The following is a 24,428-nucleotide window of genomic DNA, read 5'->3' as shown; positions in this document are numbered from 1 at the left end:
TCACCATAAGTACTTTGCACATCTTTTCAACAGGAAATACTTTTCGGTGTTCTTTTATAAATCCGAATATCCTGGATATGAAATATCTGAGAAAACTCCTATTTTTTTGCAGCAGTTAAGAAGTCATTAGAGTTGCGAACTGATCTTGGAACAGGATGGAGCAAAGGCTGGAAGATCAACTGGTGCGCCAGGCTGAAAAGATGGCGACCATGCCTACAAATTGATCAGAAGTTTGCTCAATTATGTAGATGCCATTGAAAGGAATGGAGATCAGGATGGAAATTATGCAAATTTTTTTGATGTCCATCCGCCTTTTCAGATTGATGGCAACTTCGCAGGAGCAGCTGACATGGCGGAAATGCTTTTGCAAAGCCATCTGGGATACATTGATTTATTTCCGTATTGCCAAAAATATGGACTCAAGGAAATGTCAGCGGTTTACGTTCCATGGGAGGATTTCAATTTGCCTTAACATGGAAGGATGGCGTGTTGCAGTATTCAGAGATCTTATCCACTTTAGGAAATATTAGCACTATTAAATCACCGTTCCAATTTAAAATTAAGGGCTTGAACAAAAAACCTGAAAAGTTAGCAGGTGGATACCGACTGGAGTTTCAGACGGTGAAAGGTGAGAAGTCCTTGCTAGTGAAAGATTGAAAACTCATCAATAATACATGGCACTGTAGCTTTTGTTCTTCTACAAAAACAGAGGCAATAATTATAAATGTTATATAGACATTTATAGAAAATTACTATATTTGGTTAGGGTTAAAACTAGCGGTTCTTTCAGGTACCTATTATTTTACTGAGTATAATAGGATTGATGTTCGTTGTTATAGATTTTGCAATAAATAAAACCCTTAAACCGAATATAAATCATCCCATGTTAATAAAAATTAAAGGATTCATATTGCTTATTTTATTTGTTATAATCTTATTAGAAATAGAAACAAAAGCGATTGAAAATCCTTCAGTTATTTCATTAGGAATTGAAAAAGGATTGTCTAAAAATTCTGTTAGATGCATATACAAGGACAAAAAAGGTTTTATGTGGTTTGGTACACATGATGGGTTAAATCATTTTGACCATAGCGGAATAGTAAATTATGATAGCATTGTTGGTCAAGGAACTGACTTTAAGATCAGCTTGCCAAAAGGTAAAGGTCACTATGGCGATCAATTTATATACGAAGAAGAAAACAGACCAATGCTGATTCCGGAACTTATTGAAGATGATGGTACAATTGATGTATTAAATTTAATGGAAGAACATGAGATTGAGGAAAGCAAACAAGCCATTGAATTAGATCCAACTACAGAAAAAAACGCAATATTAATTGTAGAAGATCATCCAGAAATTAGAAATTACATCAAGCAAATATTTAAGTCAGCTTACTTAATATATGAGGCAGAAGACGGATCACATGGTTATGAACTAGCAAAAAAAAATGTGCCTGATATTGTGATTATTGATTTGATTATGAAAGAGTTAAATGGTGTTGGTCTTTGTATAAAAATTAAATCAAATCTAGAGCTAAGCCATATTCCGGTTATTTTACTTACATCAAGTTCATCATCAGAAATTAAATTAAAAGGGATTGAACAAGGTGCTGATGATTTTATTACAAAACCTTTCGACAGGCATATTCTAATTGCCCGTGTAGTCAATTTGTTAAAAAGTAGAAGTACTTTACAAAGATACTTTTTTAAAGAAACTACCCTTAAATCTGAAGATTTTAAGGTGTCCACAGCGTACAAAGAGTTTTTAGAAAAATGTATCTCAATAACCGAAAAACACATCCAAGATCCAGATTTTAATGTAAAAATCTTAGCTAATGAATTGGCAACAGCACCATCATTATTGTATAGAAAAGTAAAATCAATATCGGGTAAAGTACAAATGAATTTATTAGGTACATAAGGCTAAGAAAGGCCGCTCAGTTACTAGTGAATACTGATAACAATATTAACCAAACTGAAATGCTTTGTGGCTTTAATGATGTAAGGTGTTTTAGAGAGCAGTTTAGCAAATTGTTTGGGATTAAGCCTTCAGAATACAATAAAAAATATAGAAGTAATTTATCTAACAAACATAGGGAAATCAGGTAATTTTAATTGGCTATCTACTTAAGTTTGTTTATCCCTCTAATTTGCAAAATTTATCCCTCATGGGTTATACTAAAATGATGGTTCTTTGAACAAAAGCATAAACATAAAATTTAACTAACCAAATATGAAACCATTATGATTTTTCCAAAGCACATAGTACAATGAATAAAATCATGATAGCGTTATTAACATTAAAACTTAATTTATACAGATGAAAAACTGTCAATTCTTTAGATCATTGCAGCTAAGCTTTGGTTTGCAAAAAGAGTGTTTAAAAAAGCATCAATCCATCACAAATCTAAACACTAAATTTCTTCAAGTAATAGCTTATGGTTAACAAATTTATTTTAGTGATATGCTTTTTCGTACACCTCCATCTTGTTGCGCAGGGCCAAACAAAAACTGAGGTTTTAGCTGCCATAAACAAAGCCAATACTTATTGGCAACAGCAAAACAAACCCCAGCAATGGGCATTTTGGGATCATGCCGCTTACCATACAGGTAACATGGAAGCCTATGAAATTACTAAAAACGAAGCTTACAAAACTTACTCAACCACTTGGGCTAACCATAATAAATGGATGGGTGCAAAAAGTACAGATCAAACCAAATGGAAATATAAATATGGCGAAACCGATGAATTTGTATTGTTTGGCGATTGGCAAATCTGTTTTCAAACGTATGTAGATTTGTACAATCTTGATCCAGTACCTCATAAAATTGCCCGAGCAAAAGAAGTAATGGAGTACCAAATGTCAACTGCAGCAAATGATTATTGGTGGTGGGCAGATGGCTTATATATGGTTATGCCTGTAATGACTAAAATGTACAAGATAACGGGTAATCAGTTGTACTTGGATAAACTTTATGCCTATTTTATGTACGCCAATAGTATCATGTACGATCAGAAAGAAAAGTTATACTATCGTGATGCAAAATATGTTTACCCAGCGCATAAAAGTGCAAATGGAAAGAAAGATTTTTGGGCTAGGGGCGATGGTTGGGTTTTCGCAGGACTGGCAAAGGTTTTAAAAGATTTGCCAAAAAATGATCCTCACCGTGAGGAGTTTCTAACCAAGTATAAAAATATGGCCAAAGCAATTTTAAAAAGTCAGCAGATAGCTGGTTATTGGACCAGAAGTATGCTCGATGCCAAACATGCACCTGGACCAGAAACCAGTGGAACAGCATTTTTTACTTATGGTTTATTATGGGGAATTAATAATGGTGTGCTCAAAGAAAATAAATACCTTCCGGCAGCAAAAAAGGCATATAATTACCTTACCAAAAAAGCATTACAGGCTAACGGAAAAGTTGGTTTTGTCCAGCCAATTGGCGAAAAAGCAATTCCAGGACAAGTAGTAGATGCAAATTCTACCGCAAATTTTGGTGTAGGGGCTTTTTTATTAGCCAATTGCGAAATGTATAGATTTTTAACACATAAATAATAGATATGAATTTAGTTACTAAGACATTATCCTTTGGATTTTTAATCCTCTTTTTAGGCTTCGGTAATGTAGCTGCACAAAAGAAAAGCAAAACTACAAAAGCTGTTCCTTTAACCGATAGACAAGTTTGGTTAAATGAAATGGATAAAATGGTAAGGCCGGTAATATATAATTTGGCTAAGGATAGCTTACGCATAGTTATGCCTAAAGTTACTTCTATCCATATCGATAATAAAGAACATCGCATTAAAGTACAATATGTAGAGGTTTTAGGTAGGGTTTTAAGCGGTATTGCACCTTGGTTGCAGTTAGAAGGCGGCTCTACAGAAGAAATCGCCTTACGTAAACAGTACCGTGAATGGGTTATTGCCGGACTTAAAAACTCGCTAGATTCTAATGCTAAAGATTTCATGAACTATGATATTGGCGGTCAGCAATTGGTTGATGCTTCTTTCGTAGCATTGGCGTTTATACGTGCGCCTTGGCTTTGGCAAAACTTGGATAAAAAGAATCAGGCTTTAATGATGAAATCTATAGCTACCACAAGAAAGTTTAAACCAGCATTTTCAAATTGGTTACTTTTCTCTGCGGTTAACGAATCTTTCATGGCTAAATTTGGTTACGATTGGGATGTGATGCGTGTAGATTATGCCTTGCAACAGATGGAGCAATGGTATGTAGGCGATGGCATGTACAAGGATGGGAGCAGTTATGCTTTCGACTATTACAATAGCTATGTAATTCATCCTTATTTGGGTACATTGGTAGATGTAATTGGAAAAAAAACATCATCGTACAATGCCATGTTCGATAAAATTAGAAAGCGTAATGAGCGTTATGCAGTAATTCAAGAAAGATTAATTAATACCGATGGAACTTACCCTGCAACAGGAAGATCTATTGTTTATCGTGGTGCAGCATTTCATCATTTGGCAGATATGGCCTACAAAAAGTTGTTGCCTAAACAACTTAATCCAGAACAAGTACGTTGCGCTTTAACTGCAGTAATTAAAAAAACTTTAGAAAGCCCAACAACCTATAAAAATGGTTGGCTTACTATTGGGCTATATGGCGAGCAACCTGATTTAGGCGATTTTTATAACAATCAGGGCAGTCCGTATATTTGTAGTAATATTTTTTTACCGTTAGGTTTGCCAGAAACTGATGCTTTTTGGGCAAATGCGCCAGCCAAATGGAGTGCTCAAAAAATATGGAGTGGCGAAGATTTTCCAAATGATCATAGTGTAGATGTAAGATAGATGTATAAAATTTCAGTTGTTTTTTTATTGTTTGTAGGTATAAGTTTTTCTGCGGAAAGCCAAGAAAAAACATCAATAAGTCCCATTGCCACTAATGGATGGGCAACAAATCTATCAATGCGGTTGTATTTTAAAAAAAATGCCTTAACTACTTTTAAAAATAACCAATATGCTGCTTATTACAATGCTGATCAGTTTGTTGTGTTAGCCGAAAGGAAGCTAAACTCGCAAAATTGGGAAGTGATGCAAAAACCTTGTAAAGGCGATAAAACTGCTACACATAAATCTATCAGTATCATAGTTGATGGTGAGGGTTTTTTGCACCTGGCTTGGGGGCAACATAATAACAATTTAAACTATGCAAAATCTGTAAAATCAGAAAGTTTGGTAACGGGTAAAAGGAAGCCATGATAAGCTCAAAGGAAAATAAAGTAATTTATCCTGAGTCTCGAATTATCTGTTTTGTATTAACTTTAATGCTTTTTAGCTATGGAGTTAGTGCTGCCCAACTTGCAAAATTAAAGGTTTTTACACCTGTAAAAATTTGGACTGATGATAAAGGCCTTCATATCAATGCACATGGCGGAGGTATTACAACCTACAAGAGAGTTTACTACGGCAACGAACTTACTTTTACTACCACATCAACAGGTAATTCAATATTCAATTTTATGTCAAGGTATGTTATTGGAGCTGCCATTGCGATTTACGATGTTGAAATTACAAAAGATGCGGGAGATAAGATAACATAGAGAGGTTTGGTTTATGGCCTAGATCAACATCCAATAGTAAATGATACAAAAAATTAAACATACCAATGCGGTTATGGACAAATATAGGTTAGCATTAAAAGATCTCTTGCAGAAGATAAATTACCACCCTAGGGTTTATTCAATAAATGCAAAATTGGTTGGTTTAGTGATGATATTACTTTTAAGACTACTGCAAAATGAAAAATCACCTATACTTTTAACTCCCTAATACTTTATAAAAACTAAAATACACCATGAATTTTTTAAAATTATTACCCCTAACTTTTATCGTCTTGATGTTTGCTTTGCCCCTTTGGGCACAAAACAACGATTGGGAAAACCCCAGTTTGGTTAACATCGGTATGGAAAAGCCACATGTTACCTTCATGCTTTTCGATAACCAGAAAGATGCACTGACAGATGATTATGCTCGCTCTAATAACTTTAAATCTTTAAATGGCAATTGGAAATTTAACTATGTTGATCAGTATAAAGATAAACCAACCGCATTTATCAATTCAAATTTTAACGATTCAGGTTGGGCAAATCTAACTGTTCCATCAAATTGGGAATTAAATGGCTTTGGTATCCCAATTTATACCAATATCACTTACCCATATCCAAGAAATCCCCCATTTATTGGTGCAAATAATCCAGTGGGTACTTACCGTAAAACATTTACTATCCCAGAAAACTGGGATCAAAAAGAAATTGTTTTACATTTTGGGTCAATCTCTGGTGCGGCGTTTGTTTATGTAAACGGTAAAAAGATAGGTTTAAGCAAAGCTTCCAAAACACCAAGCGAATTTAACATTACCAAACACCTAAAAAAGGGAGAAAATCAATTAACCGTTCAGGTTTTCCGTTGGCATGACGGGAGCTATCTAGAAGACCAAGATTTTTGGCGTTTAAGTGGTATTGAAAGAGATGCCTATCTATACGCTTTGCCCAAGTTGGCAATATGGGATTTCTTTTTAAAGGGAGATTTAGATTCGAAATATGTAAATGGCTTATTTAGTGCTGCGGTAGATATCCGCAGGTTTGTAGGGAATGATATCAAAAGCGGTAGTGTTTCCGTATCATTATTAGATAAACAAGGTAAATCTGTCTATACCGATTCGCAAAATTTCAGCGTCAATGGAGATAGTATCCAAACTTTAAATTTTAGTACAAGCATTAAAAATCCATTAAAATGGAATGCTGAAACTCCTAATTTATACAATTGTGTGATTAGCCTAAAGGATAACAATGGTAAACTATTAGGCGTTACGTCTCACAAAGTAGGCTTCCGTAAGGTGGAAATTAAAAACGCCCGCTTATTGGTAAATGGAATGGCAATATCTGTACATGGGGTAAACAGACATGAACATGATGAAGTTACCGGACACACCACCACCAAAGATTTGATGTTGAAGGATATCAGATTGATGAAAGAGTTAAATATCAACGCGGTTAGGCTTTCACATTATCCAAATGATCCGCTTTGGTACAAATTATGTGATGAGTATGGTTTGTATTTAGTTGATGAAGCTAATATTGAAACCCATGGTATGGGAGCAGAATTTCAGTCAAGATTTGACAAAAGTAAACACCCAGCCTATTTGCCAGAATGGGCAGCAGCACATGTAGACAGAACAGTACGAATGGTAGAGCGAGATAAAAACCATGCATCTATCATTATTTGGTCTTTAGGAAATGAATGTGGCAATGGTAAGGTTTTTCATGATAATTACAAATGGATTAAAAACCGCGACAATACTAGGCCAGTTCAGTTCGAACAAGCGGGTGAAGACTGGAATACAGATATTGTGGCACCAATGTATCCAAGCATTGGTAATATGCAGAAATATGCCCTAGACACCACTAAAACCCGTCCATATATCATGTGCGAGTATTCGCATGCAATGGGAAATAGTAGTGGTAATTTCAGAACCTATTTCGAGATTATACGCAATAGCAGAAATATGCAAGGTGGTTTTATTTGGGATTGGGTTGATCAAGGCATTAAAACAAAAGACTTAAATGGTAAAACATTTTGGGCTTATGGTGGCGACTTAGGTAGTTTTTATTGGCAAAATGATGAGAATTTCTGTGCTAACGGATTGGTGTCGGCAGATAGGACACAGCATCCAGGTGCTTATGAAGTTAAAAAAGTTTATCAACCTATTATTATTACAACTAAAGATATCAACAAAGGATTGTTCCAAGTAAAGAATATTTTCGATTTTACAAATCTTAAGCATTATAACTTTAAATGGGAAATGTTTAAAAATGGTGAAAAAGTAAACGAAGGTACTTTCGGGGTAGATTTAGGTCCTCATGAGACCAAAGATTTACAATTGAATTTACCAAAATACAAAGCTGCCGTGGGTACAGAATTTTACCTGAACATCTACGCTACCACAAACAGTGAAAGTCCGTTGTTGGCTGCAGGTTTTGAAGTAGCCAGAGAGCAGTTTGCATACGCCGGAGATTATTTTGCAAAAGAAATAACTACCAATGCTAAATTGACTGTTAAAAAAGACGACAATAAAATTAGCTTTAGCGCTGGCAATGTAAAAGGTGAATTTGATATTAAAGCAGGAAGAATAAATGCTTACAGCAATGGCGATAATAGATTTACAAATTTCTTAGAACCTTATTTTTGGAGAGCGCCAACTGATAACGATTTCGGAAATGATATGCAAAGTAAATTGGCGGTATGGCGTTCTGCACATTTGAATATGCTATTGAAAAATGTTAAAATTGGTGAGCAAAATGCACAGGGTTTACCTATTGAGGTAACTTGGTTATTGGGGAATATAAATGTGCCTTACCAAATTTCCTATTTGATACAAAATGATGGGTCGATTAAGGTTACTGCATCAATGGATTTTTCTGGAACAGAATTGCCCGAGTTACCAAGGTTCGGAATGAGAACTTCCTTATCAAATTGGTATTCAGATTTAAGTTATTATGGAAGAGGTCCACAAGAAAATTATTTAGATCGTAATGAAGGTTCTTTCTTGGGAATTTACAAGGATAAAGTAGAAAACCAATATTTTAAAGGTTATATCCGTCCTCAAGAAAGTGGCAATAAAACCGATGTACGCTGGTTAAGCTTAACCAATAATAATGGTATGGGTATTAAAATTGAAGGTTTACAACCTATAGGTTTTAGTGCCTTAAATCATAGTACTGAAGATTTGGATCCTGGATTGACAAAGAAACAACAACATCCGACAAATCTCCCTGTCAGAAACCAAGTGTTTTTAAATGTGGATTTAAAACAACGTGGAGTAGGTGGCGACGACAGTTGGGGTGCGCTTCCACATCGTGAATTCCGATTATTAGATAAGAAGTATAGCTACAGTTACACCATTAGTCTGATAGATAAATAGCCAATAAAATACTTAAAGAATTATAGTTTTCGGCGTTTTTAATTAAATAGCTATATGTTAAATAGAAAATATTTTTCAATTGCGCTGGTCGCAATACAGGTATCTTTTGTCTTCAATAGGGCAGTTTGATAAGATGAGGAAGATTACATATTGTTTTTTATTGAATTGAACCATGAGCTGGAGATTAAATTCATACTTACATCACTCTTTAAGAGCGTTTGAACGAAGATTTATCGCATTTACTTTATTATGGTAGTTTATTTTTAAAATTGACAGATTCTGTCTTTCAGGGGATTAAAAGTTCTGTGCCCGAAGTTTGCGGTACTGGTGAACACGGCATTTCAGAATTAGAATCGGTTCATTTCGGTCAAAATTGATCAGTTTAAATTGTTGATAGCCATAGTTTTCTATTTGTATGTGTGTTTTTTGTCCGATATCTGTACCTTCGGCAAACGGAGTGAGTGTTTTTACTTATTTCTCTAGCAGATTTGACCATTTCGATCTTTTGGATAGAGAGTCAAAATATAAAATTCCTCCGTGGGTCGAAGTTGCCAGATTTTCTTAATTTGCTATTCCAATTATAGGGTTCAATTAAAATATATGGTAAGTAATGAAGCAAATTATTAATCTGTTCACCATCTTTATTTTAGCATTAACTACTGCTGAAGCTCAAGATTTAGTTTTTCATCCCTTAAATGTTAAAAATGGATTAAGCGATAATCAGGTTCGTTATATCATCCAGTTGCCCGATGGTAGAATGGTCTTTAAAACGAGTGGAAATATTAATATCTATGATGGTGCAAATTTTAAATATATCCATCAGGACTCACGTCATATTTATCCATTAAAGGGCTATGATGGGTTTTACCGCATTTATCAAAGTAGCGATTCTACACTTTGGATAAAAGATCACCAAAAATTGATGCTCGTTGATCTAACAACGGAAAAGTATATCTCAAATTTGGCCAATTATTTTAAAAACATCGGATTTAAAGAACAAATTGATGATGTTTTTATTGATAACAAACAGCGTTTGTGGTTGCGCAGCGGTAATAAGTTGTCTTTAAAAAATCATAGCATCGTATTAGATTTGTCAGACAATGATGGGGTTTTACAAGATGTAGACTCGGATAAGGATTGTTTGTACTTCTTTTACAATACTGGAGCGATTGTATGTTATGAGCTTAAGTCAAAAATCAAAAAGTATATAGCTAATGCTTATCCTGAGTCACAAAAAGCTATTTTCAAAAACACCTCCCTTATTGTTAAAGGAAAAAATGGGTTTTATCAACTAAGAAATGGTAGCAAGGGCGGTTTTTTCTTTTTTGATCTAAAAAAGAGAACCTGGGAAAAGCTCCTGCAAACACCCTACACACTAAATACTTTGGTTGTTGATGCAAATGGTATAGCATCAATTAGTTGTGCAAATGGCATTTGGATCATTAACAGCATCAGTAGAAAGAAAAGTTACCTTCCTACTATCCTGAAAAAAGATGGCAGCAAGCTGAATACCGAAATTAGCACCTTGCTCTATGATAGGCAGGGAGGATTGTGGCTGGGAACCGCAAATCAGGGTTTGCTTTATTACCATCCTGATCAATATATGTTTACCCAAATTGGACGTTCATATTTCCCAAACAATGATGGTAAGGATATCATTGTACAATCTTTTGCAGAAGATAAAATTGGAAATATTTATGTTAAATGCCAGTCTGAAATTTATCGGTATCTATCAAATTCACCATCTGGCAACTCTTTGGAGCTTATCGATATAGCTCATCTTTCGGCAGATATAATTAAAAAACTGAATATCGAAAAGTCTACGCAAACTTTCAGTACAAATAATACTGCACAACTTACTGATAAACATGGTTTTAAATGGACCGGAACAGCTGATGGACTAAAAGTTTTTGACCCTTTAACTCGTAAGCAACGCACTTTATATACCAAAGACGGACTGTCTAACAATTTTGTTCAGGCGATTATACAGGATCGTTCTCAAAACATTTGGATAACAACCAGCTATGGTATAAACAAGCTTCGCACAATGCCTAAAAGTGGAAAAATTTATATTACCAGCTTTGGTGCTAATTCTGGAACATTAGAAGGCGAGTATGTACAGGGCGCTGCTTTTGAAAGCAGTGATGGGCGGCTTTTTTTTGGTGGTATCAATGGGTTCAGTATATTGGAACCCAATCTACCTTCGATAGATAAACTTCCTTTTAGGCCAATATTTACCAATCTTTTTTTACGTGGGCAAAAAGTTGAGTTAGGAACTAGTTATGATGGAAGTGTCATTTTGAGCAAGAGCGCTCCTTATATCAAACATATCGACTTGGCTTATAACCAGACCTTTTTAACTTTCGAGTTTTCTGCGCTCAATTATCAAAATCTTTCCCAAACCTATTATCGATATCAGTTGGAAGGGATAGATAAACAATGGAGAGAAATTTTCAGCTCTAGGGCAGAAGATCATTTAAATACATCGGGCATCCTTAGGATAGCCTATACCAATTTGCCTCCTGGAAAATATAGGCTTAAAGTGATGGCATCCAATAATAACTTGGAGTGGAAAGGGCATGTTGCCTTACTAAATTTCACTATTCATCCGCCTTGGTGGAAAACCACTTTAGCTTATGTAATTTTCGTAGCTGTTGCAGTTTTACTAACCGTAGTAATTATCTATAGCTATTTACACAATGTCAGAAAAAGACTAGAACAAACCCATAGGGAAGAAATTTTGTTGATCCGTATCCGTAATTTGATCAATCAGCAATATTTACTTCATTCAGAAGACAAACCTTGGCTTAAAATTACAGACCAAGAGTTTAAAAATATTGAGCCGAACAGTACAAGCGCAGATATCCATAACCAAGCTGAAGCTGCATTTATAACAAAAGCAATGTCACTAGTAGAGAAAAACCTTGATGTTGCTGATTATTCTGTGGAACAGCTTAGTCGTGATCTTAACATGGACAGAACCGGACTTTATCGTAAACTCATTACTTTAATGGATAAATCGCCATCACTATTTATCAGAAATATCCGTGTAGAAAAAGCAGCTGAAATGATACTAGAAGGAAAACTCAGTATTGCCGAAATTGCAGATAGGGTAGGCTTTAGCAGTTCAAGCTATTTGAGTAAATGTTTTCAGCAACGCTATGGTTGCAAGCCGTCAGAGTATGTTAATCTATATAAAAATCAACATAGTTGATGTTTTTTGCAACCTAGTTGTTGTCTGGCTTTTGATCGGTTTGGCTACTTTTGATCATCAAACTAAACCAAATATAAAAGAGCAGATATGAAATTTCAGGTTAAAACAATTCTCTTTATCGTAGTCGCCTCATTCTTTATGACTACAAATCTCTGTGCACAGACAATTCAGCAAACCACCAATGGTCTCAATTTTTCTGCACAGGAAATGGACATCAAAATAGAGTTTTACGCTGAGCACACGGTAAGGGTCTACAAAACCCCTAAAGGTAAACCTTATCAAAAAAATAGTCTTTCTGTAGTGGGCATTCCAAAAAAAACGCAACTTACTTATTTAACAAAGGGAGATAGAACCATTGTTAAAAGCAATGCAGTTCAGGTTGAGGTAAATGTTGAAACTGGCGGTATTTCATTTTATGATATTGCAGGAAACAAACTGCTCAAAGACAAAGATTATGGCACACAGTTTTCGCCAATAAATGATGCAGGCACTCCATCTTATAAAGTTAGAAATGGTTTTTTGTTAGATAAAGATGAAGCTATTTATGGAGTTGGGCAGGTTTTAGATAATAAGTTTAACCGACGAAACTCTTCGCACCACATGCAGAACGAAAATATGTCTACCTATTCTCCGTATTTTCTATCGGTAAAAGGCTATGCTGTATTTTGGGATAATTATTCCATTTCACAATTCAATGATAATCCACAAGAACTATCTTTTGAGGGCCTAGGTCATTGTTCTGATTATTATTTTATGTACGGACAAAATGCGGATGGAGTAATTTCGAAGGTACGGGAATTAACAGGCAAGGCACCTATGTTACCTTTGTGGGCCTATGGTTTTTTTCAGAGTAAAGAACGTTACCATAATCAAGATGAAAGTTTAAATGTGCTAAAAAAATACCGTGATTTAAGAGTGCCATTGGATGTGGTTATTCAGGATTGGCGTTATTGGCCAGAATATAATAAATCTGACAGTGCATGGAATTCTCAAAGTTTTGACAAAGAACGCTTTCCTGATCCTAAAAAATGGGTTGATGAAATTCACAAACTGAATGCGAAATTATTGATCGTAACATGGCCGGGTTTTGGCCCGCATACAGCACAACGTAAAGAGTTTGATGAAAAAAAGATGATTATTAATTTTGATACTTGGCCACCAAATAGTGGCGCAAGACCTTACGATGTATTTAATCCTAAGGCCCTTGATATTTATTGGAGATACCTAAACAAAGGAATTTTCAATTATATCGGAAATGATGGCTGGTGGCTAGATTCTACTGAGCCAGATCACATCAATTTTAAGCCGTCAGATTTTGATTTACCTACATATTTGGGTAGTTACCGAAGTGTTAAAAATGGCTATAGCTTAATGCACAATAAAGGAATTGCTACAAACCAAAGAGCAGTAAACGATAAAAAAAGGGGAGTAATATTAACCAGATCTGGTTTTATAGGACAACAGCTTTACGGTTCTAACACATGGAGTGGAGATGTGAATTCTACTTGGGAAATGCTCGAAAAGCAAATTCCTGCTGCATTAAATTATACCTTAATGGGCATACCAAATTGGAACAGCGATATTGGTGGTTTTTTTGCTGGAAGATGGCGTAAGGATGGTGGAAACAAGAATCCAGAATTTCAGGAACTTTATGTACGTTGGATGCAGTTTGGCGCCTTTAGTCCAATGATGCGCTCTCATGGTACAGATTTGCCTCGTGAAATTTGGAACTTTGGCGATCGTGGCAGCTGGTGTTTTGATGCACAAGAGAAATTTATCAAACTGCGCTATAGCCTGCTTCCTTATATCTACAGTACCTCTTGGGATGTAAGCAATAACCATGGCACATTTATGCGACCATTGATAATGGATTTTGTGGATGACAAAAAAACGCATGAAATAGGTAATGAGTATCTTTTCGGTCGTTCTATTTTAGTAGCACCAGTAACTAAATATAAGACAAACCAATGGCCAGTATATTTGCCAAAAGGTAGTAAATGGTACAACTTCTGGACAGATGAATATGTAGAAGGAGGACAAACAATTCATACCAATGCGCCAATTGATGTGGTTCCTTTATACATTAAGGCTGGATCAATTATCCCGATAGGTCCTGATGTGCAATATTCAACTGAAAAAAAATGGGATAACCTAACTATTAGAATTTACGTAGGAGCAGATGGCGAGTTTTCGCTTTATGAGGATGAAAATGATAATTACAATTATGAAAAGGGAATTTACTCGATCATTAAATTTAAATGGGATGATACCAAAAAAATACTAACAATTGAAGATAGAGAAGGAAGTTTTCCTACTATGCTCAAGTCTAGAAAGTTTAATTTCACTTTAATTGGGGGCAATAAATCTGCTATGGGTAACAAGTTGAAAAAAAGCGCTACGTTATTGTACACAGGGAAAAACACAAAACTTAAATTTTAGTATCAACATATCTAGTAATAATTAGTAATTCAGAGTAAATGAAACATTTATGAGTTTGGCGCATCCGGATCTTAAAAAAGTTTTTGTGTTCTATCGCTTTCAGCATTGATCTACTATATCAAAGAATGGAAATTTTTTTTAATAGTTGTGTTTAACTGATGAGGTTGTAGAATAAATGTCGTTATGACGTTTAAAAAAATTATGTATATTTAGATTATTAAGATATGTTATCAGATATAACTCTAAATTATTACTGCTATTCATTACTTTAAATAACCAGATATTGCTTTAAAGTTTGCTCAAATGCCCAGCGCATTCAAAATTTAATAATTTTTTGCACACCGATATGAATATGAACACTATTAAACGATTTTTTTGTGGAATTTCATTCCTACTGTTTTTTTCTAGCGCTTATTCGCAAGAATTTAGCCTATCAAGCCCAGATGAAAAGTTGACTGTTAAATTATCACTAGACCAAGGTAAGCTTTACTATCAAGTGCTTTTGCAAGGCAAACAAATGCTAGAGAAATCTACTCTAGGTTTAAGAGGTGCACAAATGGACCTGTCTTCGGGTCTTGAGCTTACAGGAAAAACAGCAAGGAGCATAGATGAAACTTATACCGAACCTAAAATTAAAAAGAGTACGGTGCGCTATCAGGCCAATGAGCTCATCTGTAAATTTCAGAATGCCAAAAAAAAACAATTAGAAGTAATTTTTCGCGTTAGTAACAATGATATTGCTTTTCGTTATAGAGTGCCCCAAACAGGAGAGCCTGCAAACTTTATTATTGAAGAAGAGATGAGCGGATACAGGTTTCCAACTGGTACTACAACTTTTTTAACCCCACAGGCTACTCCAATGATAGGTTGGATGAAAACTAAGCCCAGTTATGAAGAAGAATATGTTCCAGATGCGCCAATGGCTACACCTTCAAAATATGGCGTGGGTTATACCTTTCCAGCATTGTTCCGTCTTGGAGATAAAGGTTGGGTTTTGCTTTCAGAAACAGGGGTAAATGGTTTGTACTGTGGTTCGAAACTTAGTGAGGCAAGCAAGGATGGTTCTTACAAAATAGCCTTTCCAGAAGCTGGCGAAAATAATGGCATGGGCCGAGCAAACCCAACTATACCACTTCCAGGCTATACACCATGGCGTACCATTACAGTGGGTAATAATCTTAAGCCTATAGTAGAAACCACAATTTCATTTGATGTAGTGGAGCCCCAATATGAAGCCTCAAAAACCTATACTTTTGGTCGTTCTACTTGGAGTTGGCTACTTTGGCAAGACAATAGTGTTAATTTCGAAGACCAGAAAAAGTTTATCGATCTGGCCGCTTCTTTAGGATATGAATTTACTTTGATAGATGGTTTGTGGGATAAACAGATAGGTCGGGAGAAAATTGAACAATTAATTGAATATGCCAAACAAAAGAATGTTGGGGTTGCACTTTGGTACAATTCTAACGGTTTTTGGAACGATGCACCACAAGGCCCTAAAAATAGGATGAATAGTGCTGTGGTACGTAGAAAAGAAATGGCATGGATGCAAAAAATGGGCGTAAAAGGCATTAAAGTAGATTTTTTTGGTGGCGATAAGCAGGAAACCATGAAGTTGTACGAAGAAATTCTATCAGATGCAAATCTGTATGGCATTACGGTAATTTTTCATGGTTGTACACTGCCAAGGGGGTGGGAAAGGATGTATCCAAACTTTGTAGGTAGCGAAGCAGTGTTGGCTTCTGAAAATCTGGTGTTTAACCAACAAGCAAATGAAAATGAGGCCTTTAATGCAAGCCTACACCCTTTTATCCGAAATGCGGTAGGGGCAATGGATTTTGGTCCAGTATTGTTAAACAAACGCCATAATAAAGATAACAATGGTGGAACCATAAGAAAAACCACCGAGACTTTTCAACTGGCTACTTCGGTACTATTTCAAACTCCAGTACAGAACTTTGGTATCACGCCTAATAATTTACAGGATGTGCCTGCTCATGTAATCGATTTTATGAAAAATGTTCCAACAACTTGGGATGAAACGGTATTTATAGATGGCTATCCTGGAAAGTATTGTGTACTGGCCAGACGTCATAAAGAAACTTGGTATATAACGGCAATCAATGCAGAGAAGAATGAAAAAAATCTCACGGTTTCTCTACCTATGCTTTTAGAGAAGCAGGTAACTATTTACTCAGATAGTGAAAATAGACAGTCGCAAATAGATAAGTTAACCATGGGAAATAAAAATCAGATCAAGCTTAAACTGCTACCTAATGGTGGAGCTGTGCTTATCGGAAATTGAGCTATCATCAACTCTACTACATATTCTTAAATAAAAAATAATGAGGTTGTTGCTTATTGTATTAGCTTTTTGCTATACACTACCGGTTTTTGGGCAGACAGAAGAAGCGAAATATTTATCCTTGCAAGAAGGACTATCTAGCCAACAGGTAATTGATATAGCCAACGATAAATATGGTTTTTTATGGGTTGGAACCGAGTTGGGATTAAACCGATTTGCCAGTAATTCATTTAAGCAATATTACAAATCAAAAAATGCAGACGGTCTTTCGGTTAATAGCAATGAGATCAATACCCTTCTATGTGATCAGGATAAGCTTTACATCGGTACTCGGTCTAACGGACTGAACGTTCTAGACTTGAAAACAAACAGATTTTCCTACTACCTTCATGACCCAAATGATCCAACTTCTATAGCAACCAATGATATTACCGATATAATTAAATCAAAGAGTGGTAAGTTATGGATGGCTACCTATCATCGCGGTGTTCAAAGATTTGATCCCAAAAAAAAGAAATTTGAGCATTTTGATAAAGACAATCTACCTTCTTTGGCCGAAAATAGTATTTGGACACTCACAGAGGATCGTGATGGTTTACTCTATATCGGACATGTATCTAAAGGCGTGTCAATCTTTAATCCAAAAAATAGAAGTGTTACGATAATCAACACTGAAACCACAGCTGGGCAAATTGCTGATAATGAAGTGAAATCTCTTTTTTGCGATAGCAAGAACAATATTTGGATTGGTACCCGAAAGGGATTGGCTGTATATAACAACTTAACCAAAAAAACAAAGCGCATCAGCCTTTCTAATAAGTCTAAAAAAAGAGAGGAGCCATTTGTACATTCAATCAAAGAAATTAATGGAGCAATCTGGGTAGGTACGCAATCATCACAACTTTTCATTGTTCACCCAGTTTATCATCTCTCTGGAGAATTTCAAAAAACTTCTAACATAGAGGTTAATTACCTTAGTACTGGCAATCATGCTTCTGTTCAAAACATCAACCTAGACCATTTTGGCAATGTATGGCTAAGTATTTATGGTGGTGGACTAGCTTTTTTGTCTCATAATCAACCATTTTTCGAGATGGTAGCCACCAAAGATATCAATCCTGGTGAAAATAAACCTTCAACCGTTACAGGCATACTGCATGACAATTCCAGCATGTGGCTGGCTACTGCGGGTGATGGCATTTTAAAGGTAAATGCCAATAAAGAGGTAGTTAAAATGACCATGGATAACAGTGGTATTGGAGACGATTTTTTACTTTCTTGTTTTCAGGACAGTAAAAAAAATAAATGGTTTGGTATGCAAAGGGGCGGAGTTTCGTTTTTCGATGCCAAAACCAAAAACTGGAAAACTATTAATGGTGAAGAAAAAATGTCGTCTGTTAGGGCAATTATAGAAGATGTAAAAGGAAATATCTGTTTTGCAGCCCAAGAGGGAATATTTATATATAATCCTACAACTAATATTTCACAAAAAATAGTTACAAATAAGCCCATGCTGGGAGATTACGCCCCTCGTACACTCTTAGAAGACAAGCGTGGATATTTATGGGTTGGAACCTATGGTCAGGGACTTTATATATTTGATCGTCAAAGGAAATTAATTAAAAGAATTTCAGCTGAAGAGGGGCTCGTTAGCAATACCATTAATCATCTTCTTTTAGACCGCAATAATAATATCTGGATTGCCACAAACGAAGGTTTGGCTGTTCAAAAATTCAACAAAGCTATTGGTCAATTGGAAACGATTAATTTGCAACAATCTGATGGTTGGCAGAGTGTAAATGCGCTGGCTCAAGATCGTAGCGGAAACATTTGGTGTACAACCAGAATGGGTTTGTTGCGTTATTTGCCTGCAGAAAAACGTGTACTTAGCTATGGGCATGCCTTTGGTTTGCCCTTGGGCGGTTTTACCAATAATAGTGCTGCCATACACAATGACGGACGACTGTTTTTTGGAATGCCAGCTGGGCTTTGCTATTTCGACCCACAAAAAATCCCATTGAACCTGCCAAAATCACCAATACGTATTAGCCGATTTATTGTATTTAATAGCGGAGAAAGTCATGTACAGTCTGAAAAATATCCCAGCCTTACCCAACAGATTAGTCTTAAAAATGAAGAGAATAGCTTTCGTATAGAACTTGCCGTTATGGATTATGCCCTAGATGAGTTTGCAGAGTTTAGTTATAAATTGCATGGATTAGACAATAACTGGTTCTTTTTAGGAAGTGAAAAAAATATAGATTTTAGAAATGTTCCATACGGAAAGTACGAACTTCGGATCCGTACTCGTCAAAAAAACGAAAATTGGTCTGATGAATATGAACACCTTTTTATCAATATTTCACCACCCTTTTATTTGAGTACCCCAGCCTTGGTTATATATGTAATTGTAATTGCATCTACCTTTTTTACATTACTATTCTTTTATGTTAAAAAAGTTAATGCCGAAGCACAGTTAAACATGAAAAAGCTTCAGTTAGAGCAGAATGGCATTCTTCACATGGAAAGAATGAACTTTTATACCAACATTACTCATGAACTTCGCACCCCTTTAACACTAATTTTGGGTCCATTGGAAGATTTGCTGCATCAGGGCAAATTGTTGCCTAAAAACAGGGATTTAGTAGTTCTAGTGCAAAAGAATGCCAATAGGCTTTTTTCATTGGTTAATCAGTTATTAGAATTTCGAAAGGTGGAATCTCAATATAAGCCTCTTGTACTTGGAGAAGGATTTCTATCAGAGCTTGTGGCAGAAATTGTAGGTAAATATGTTGAAGCCAATCATATTGAAAAGGTAAACATCAGCTTTACTCCTCCACAAGGAGATATCAAGACAAATTTTGATGGTGAGATTGTACAAATCATACTAGATAATCTGCTTTCCAATGCCTGCAAATTTACTTCTGAGGGAAAAGTTGAGGTTCTCCTCCGGTATGAACAGGATACTTTGAGCACCCGAGCGTTTATAGTTGTAAGTGATACAGGTTGCGGTATTGCTCCAGAACATTTAGGTAAAATATTTGAAAAGTTTTACCAAGTGCCCCGCTCGGTAAGTCATGGAACTGGTGTAGGCCTAGCTCTGGTTAAAGAACTAGCTGCCATTCATCAAGGAAAAATTACGGTGAGCAGTGAACTGGGTAAGGGAAGTGAATTTGCTGTGTGCCTGCTTACCAATGCAGTGGTTAGTTCGCAAACTGAGAAAGTGAGCTTGCAAGATGTTAAAAATCAGCAGTATAGTGTGGTTGAAAACCAACGTCCGCTTTTATTATTAGTTGAGGATGATAGAGATGTTCGGGAATATTTAATCTCGATCTTAAGCTCAAAATACGAGGTGATAAAAGCCGAAAATGGGATTGAAGGGATGGAACTTGCGAAAAATCATATACCAGAGATAATCATCAGCGACCTAATAATGCCCGATATGGATGGATTTGATCTTCTTGAGGCGCTAAAAGCAGAACGTGAAACCAGTCATATCCCTATGGTGCTGCTAACGGCTAAAGATACTGATCTGGAAAAGGAACGCGGATATGCACTAGGTGCAGATTCTTTCCTTTCAAAGCCAATCAGTCCACAATTGTTACATCGCAGAATAGAGAATTTGCTGAATAAGCAAAAAAGTATTTACAGTGAAGTTCTGGCACAACTTTCTGCTCACAGTGAGGCATCAGACCAAACTGTGGCAATCAACAATCCAGACCTTTGGAGAGAAAATATTTTTGTACAGGATTTTGTAAACTTAGTAGAAGATTGTATTCAGGATGAAATTCTGGATGCGGCCACCTTGGCCGATAAGATGAATATGAGCCAATCTACCCTTTATAGGAAACTCAAAGGGCTAACAGGAAAAAACATCAATCAATTGGTAAGAAAAGTAAGAATACAGAAGGCAGCTCAGCTGCTCAAATCTGGACAGTACAATATCACAGAAGTAGCATTGATGGTAGGTATCAATAGTTCCATTTATTTTAGGCAATGTTTTAAGGAAGAGTTTGGAGTGTTGCCTTCCGAATTTCAAAAAATGAGGCAATAGCTGATAAATAAGCTGATATTGACGAATTTATAGCTCAAAATTGACGGATATGTGTATGCCTAATAAACAGAGTTTCTCCTATGTTTGACATTGAAAACCAAATATAAACCCAGTTGTCAGCTAATTTTGGAATATCATTTTATAATGTCCTAATTTTTTGACGACTTCCTAATGAACAATATCGGTGCGGCGCTGCCATCATCTTTGATCAGCGATCTTGAGCCTCGCTAAACTGTAATCTCAAAAGGAAAAAATAGGAATATACTTGGATTTTATTTTATTAAACAACTTAAACCAAATATTAAAATGAAAATCCTAAAAATTTTATTTCTTTGTGTGGTATTATGGGCAGTGCCCACTTATTCATTCGCGCAACGTAAGATTACAGGGCAAGTGTTTGACGAGAATAAACAACCTATACCAGGGGTTACCGTTCTTGTTGAAGGCATGCCAGCTGAAATCACTAGTACCAATGAACAAGGCCGCTTCCAACTTACAGCCAGTAAGTCTGTTCTAATTGTAAGTTATATTGGTTTTAAAAACCAACGCATATCAATCGGCGACAAATCAGACCTGACTATTTATTTAGAAATTAATGATCAAAATCTAGATGAAATAGTGATAGTTGCCTATGGAAAACAGACTAAACGTAACATTACTGGAGCAGTAAGCAGTATTAAGTCGGAAGAGATTGTACGTACATCTTCTACAACAGCTGCTGGCGCACTTTCAGGTAAAGTACAGGGTATTTCTGTACGTGCGCAAGACGGTCGACCAGGAAGGGGGGCTGCCTTAGAAATTCGTAACATGGGAAATCCATTGTATGTAATTGATGGAGTAGCGTACGGAGGCCAAACAGGAACAGACTGGGTAGGTACCCAAAATGCTTCTGGTGCTGATATTTTTAACGCATTGAACCTAGAAGATATCGAAAGTATTTCTATACTTAAAGATGCCGCAGCAGCCGTATATGGTTTTCGTGCAGCAAGAGGGGTAGTGTTAATTACCACTAAAAAAGGAAGTAAGGATGAGGTTGCAAAAATAAATATCAATGGTTATCAAGGCTGGCAAAATCTTTCTCGTTTCCCAACAATGGCTAATGCAGCGCAGTACACTAAAGGTCAAGTAGAAGCCGCTCAGAACGAGAACAGAAATCCAATCTCGGTTTATACACCAGAGGAACTTAATAAATGGCAAGCAGGAACCGAACCAGGGTATCAGAGCTATGATTATAAGGATATGGTAATTCGTGATAACATTCCACAGCGCTACCTTAATGCAAACATTACTGGAGGTGCAAAAAAATCGAATTATTTCTTATCTGTTGGCCATCTTGACCAAGAAGCGATGATTAAGGATTTTTCTTATAAACGCACCAACTTACAGGCCAACCTAGAAGCCACCATTTTGGAAGGCTTAACCGTTGGGACCCAGATTTCTGGAAGACAAGAAGCAACAAGAGACGTAGGTTTGCCAGGTGGTGATGGTTACTTTTCTTCAATTTTGGCGATTTTTAGAAACCGTCCAACCGTGTCGCCTTACGCAAATGGCAATCCAGAATATCCGCAGCATGTAAATGATGTCGCATACAATCCAGCACTATTTGCTAGAGATATTGTTGGTTATAAAGATAACAATTACCTTAGCGGGAACGTGAACCTTAATACCGCTTACAAAACCAAGTTCGGATTATCGGCAAAAGCTACAGTTTCTTACAACTACACAAACAACAAGTTCGATGGTTTTCAATATACTTATGATGTTTATAGGTTCGAAAACAATAACTATAAACGCACTGGTGGTAGTGATGCAGGTTGGCGGTACAAAACCGACCGTTTAGCCGTTTCCAGATTCGCCCAGTTTCAAGTAGACTATGTTAAGCAAATTGGCGATCATGATTTTTCCGTGATGGCTGGTTATGAGCGATCGGACTGGGACAGAACGTACACATCTTTAGGTGCTAATCCTACAAATAATTATATACCATTGATTAGAGGAATTGCCAACCTAAATGATGTTGGTGACGACTGGTCTTATGAAGCAAGAGCTGGATACATTGGCCGTTTTAACTATAACTATAAGGGTAAATACTTACTCGAAATTCTTGGTCGATATGATGGTTCTTATCTTTATTATGAAGGTAAAGAATGGGGTCTTTTTCCAGGCGCAAGTTTGGGATGGAGGATCTCGGATGAATCATTCTTCAAGTCAATTAAAGGGGTTGTTAATGATCTAAAACTAAGAGTATCCGTTGGTCAAACAGGTTTGGAAGAAGGTGTTGTTATGCATGACTACCTTGCTGGATATAATTTTGGGGTTGGAAATGCTGTTTTAGACGGTACTTTATATCAAGGGATCCAGCCAAAAGCTATCCCTGTTAGAAACCTTTCTTGGGTGAAAAATACAAGTTACAACATAGGTATTGATGCAGCTTTTTTTAAAAACAAATTAACATTAACAGCTGATGCGTTTCAGATCATACGCACAGGTATTCCTGCGCAACGCTATGATGTTTTGCTTCCAAGTGAGATCGGATATGGGCTTCCTCGAGAAAACCTTAACAAAAACGGCTATTATGGCGTAGAGGGTATAATTACTTATTCTGATAAAGTTGGAGAACTTAACTATGTGGTAAGCGGTAACTTTACCTACTCTAGGTTCAAAAATCTAGAAAGCTATAAGCCTCGTTTTTCTAACTCGTGGAATGAATATAGAAGTTCGGCCGAAGAACGCTGGGGAGGCGTTTGGTGGGGCTATCAAGTTGCAGGGCGTTTTGAATCGGAAGAACAGATTCGTAACCACCCTATTAACAATGATGGAGCTAACAACAGGAACCAATTACCTGGTGATTTAATTTACGAAGATGTAAATGGCGATGGCGTGATTAATGACATGGATCAACGCCCAATTGGTTATCCTACAGGTTGGGCACCAATGATGTCTTTCGGGGGCCGAATTGGATTGAATTACAAAGGGATAGACCTTAATATCGATTTCGCAGGTGGTGCAATGCAGTCATGGAATCAAGATTATGAGTTGAGAAATGCTTTCCATGGCGGTGGAAACTCACCAGCTTACTTACTAGAAGACAGGTGGCACCGTGCTGATCCTTATAATCCAAACAGTGAGTGGATTCCAGGTTATTATCCAGCCATACGTAATGGTAATACTGGTCCTAATAGCAGAAACAGTGATTTCTGGTTAACCAACGTAAGGTACCTACGTGTACGAAATCTGGAACTGGCCTACAGTTTAAATCAAAAAATATCGCAGAAAATTGGAGCGCAAAAAATTAGGCTTTATGTCAACGGATCAAATCTGTTCTCATTTGATAACGTAAAAGGTTTCCAAATTGATCCAGAAATCTCTGCACCTGCAGCCGTTGTCTATCCTCAGCAAAAAGTTTTTATGGCTGGTTTTAATGTAACCTTTTAACAAACCGAGAAATAATGAAAAAATTATATATAA

The 24,428-nt window shown here is 36.3% G+C and carries 14 protein-coding genes and 1 pseudogene; all 15 read left to right on the top strand.

Annotated features, from left to right (window positions below):
* Positions 1-108: 108 nt before the first annotated feature.
* Positions 109-258 (top strand): annotated as a pseudogene (locus ACFSSE_RS06115) (glycosyl hydrolase family 95 catalytic domain-containing protein); the annotation flags it as partial.
* Positions 233-472 (top strand): glycosyl hydrolase family 95 catalytic domain-containing protein, encoded by a 240-nt coding sequence (locus ACFSSE_RS06110; protein ID WP_379100797.1) that lies wholly within the window; start codon positions 233-235, stop codon positions 470-472. The pseudogene ACFSSE_RS06115 and the gene ACFSSE_RS06110, both read left to right, overlap by 26 nt.
* Positions 448-657 (top strand): hypothetical protein, encoded by a 210-nt coding sequence (locus tag ACFSSE_RS06105; RefSeq protein WP_379041150.1) that lies wholly within the window; start codon positions 448-450, stop codon positions 655-657. Before ACFSSE_RS06110 ends, ACFSSE_RS06105 begins: the two co-directional genes overlap by 25 nt.
* A gap of 226 nt (positions 658-883) precedes the next feature.
* Positions 884-1,921: a response regulator gene (locus ACFSSE_RS06100; protein ID WP_379041062.1), complete on the top strand. Its 1,038-nt coding sequence runs from the start codon at positions 884-886 to the stop codon at positions 1,919-1,921.
* Between the two features lie 26 nt (positions 1,922-1,947).
* The gene (locus ACFSSE_RS06095) at positions 1,948-2,109 is read left to right on the top strand and encodes a hypothetical protein (protein ID WP_379041063.1); all 162 of its coding nucleotides are present in this window, start codon (positions 1,948-1,950) and stop codon (positions 2,107-2,109) included.
* 329 nt (positions 2,110-2,438) lie between these two features.
* Positions 2,439-3,557: a glycoside hydrolase family 88/105 protein gene (locus ACFSSE_RS06090; RefSeq protein WP_379041064.1), complete on the top strand. Its 1,119-nt coding sequence runs from the start codon at positions 2,439-2,441 to the stop codon at positions 3,555-3,557.
* A gap of 5 nt (positions 3,558-3,562) precedes the next feature.
* Positions 3,563-4,816, top strand: coding sequence for a DUF2264 domain-containing protein (locus ACFSSE_RS06085; RefSeq protein WP_379041066.1), 1,254 nt, complete (start codon positions 3,563-3,565; stop codon positions 4,814-4,816).
* Complete coding sequence (locus ACFSSE_RS06080) at positions 4,817-5,227, top strand: BNR-4 repeat-containing protein (protein WP_379041068.1); 411 nt, start codon at positions 4,817-4,819, stop codon at positions 5,225-5,227.
* Positions 5,224-5,568, top strand: coding sequence for a hypothetical protein (locus ACFSSE_RS06075; RefSeq protein WP_379041070.1), 345 nt, complete (start codon positions 5,224-5,226; stop codon positions 5,566-5,568). The genes ACFSSE_RS06080 and ACFSSE_RS06075 overlap by 4 nt, the downstream gene beginning before the upstream one ends.
* Before the next feature lie 254 nt (positions 5,569-5,822).
* Positions 5,823-8,948 (top strand): glycoside hydrolase family 2 TIM barrel-domain containing protein, encoded by a 3,126-nt coding sequence (locus ACFSSE_RS06070; protein ID WP_379041071.1) that lies wholly within the window; start codon positions 5,823-5,825, stop codon positions 8,946-8,948.
* Positions 8,949-9,558: 610 nt separating this feature from the next.
* The gene (locus ACFSSE_RS06065; RefSeq protein WP_379041073.1) at positions 9,559-12,162 is read left to right on the top strand and encodes a ligand-binding sensor domain-containing protein; all 2,604 of its coding nucleotides are present in this window, start codon (positions 9,559-9,561) and stop codon (positions 12,160-12,162) included.
* 87 nt (positions 12,163-12,249) lie between these two features.
* Positions 12,250-14,601, top strand: a complete 2,352-nt coding sequence (locus ACFSSE_RS06060) for a glycoside hydrolase family 31 protein (RefSeq protein ID WP_379100794.1) — start codon at positions 12,250-12,252, stop codon at positions 14,599-14,601.
* 346 nt (positions 14,602-14,947) lie between these two features.
* On the top strand, positions 14,948-16,906 hold the full coding sequence (locus ACFSSE_RS06055) for a glycoside hydrolase family 97 protein (RefSeq protein WP_379041076.1): 1,959 nt from the start codon (positions 14,948-14,950) through the stop codon (positions 16,904-16,906).
* 40 nt (positions 16,907-16,946) lie between these two features.
* Positions 16,947-20,960 (top strand): hybrid sensor histidine kinase/response regulator transcription factor, encoded by a 4,014-nt coding sequence (locus ACFSSE_RS06050; protein WP_379041078.1) that lies wholly within the window; start codon positions 16,947-16,949, stop codon positions 20,958-20,960.
* Positions 20,961-21,266: 306 nt separating this feature from the next.
* The gene (locus ACFSSE_RS06045; RefSeq protein WP_379041079.1) at positions 21,267-24,395 is read left to right on the top strand and encodes a SusC/RagA family TonB-linked outer membrane protein; all 3,129 of its coding nucleotides are present in this window, start codon (positions 21,267-21,269) and stop codon (positions 24,393-24,395) included.
* The last annotated feature ends 33 nt before the right edge of the window (positions 24,396-24,428 follow it).

The organism is Pedobacter alpinus, assembly GCF_042684645.1.
In the GTDB taxonomy this organism is placed as follows: Bacteria; Bacteroidota; Bacteroidia; order Sphingobacteriales; family Sphingobacteriaceae; genus Pseudopedobacter; species Pseudopedobacter alpinus.
This window is presented reverse-complemented; position numbering and strand designations above follow the sequence as displayed.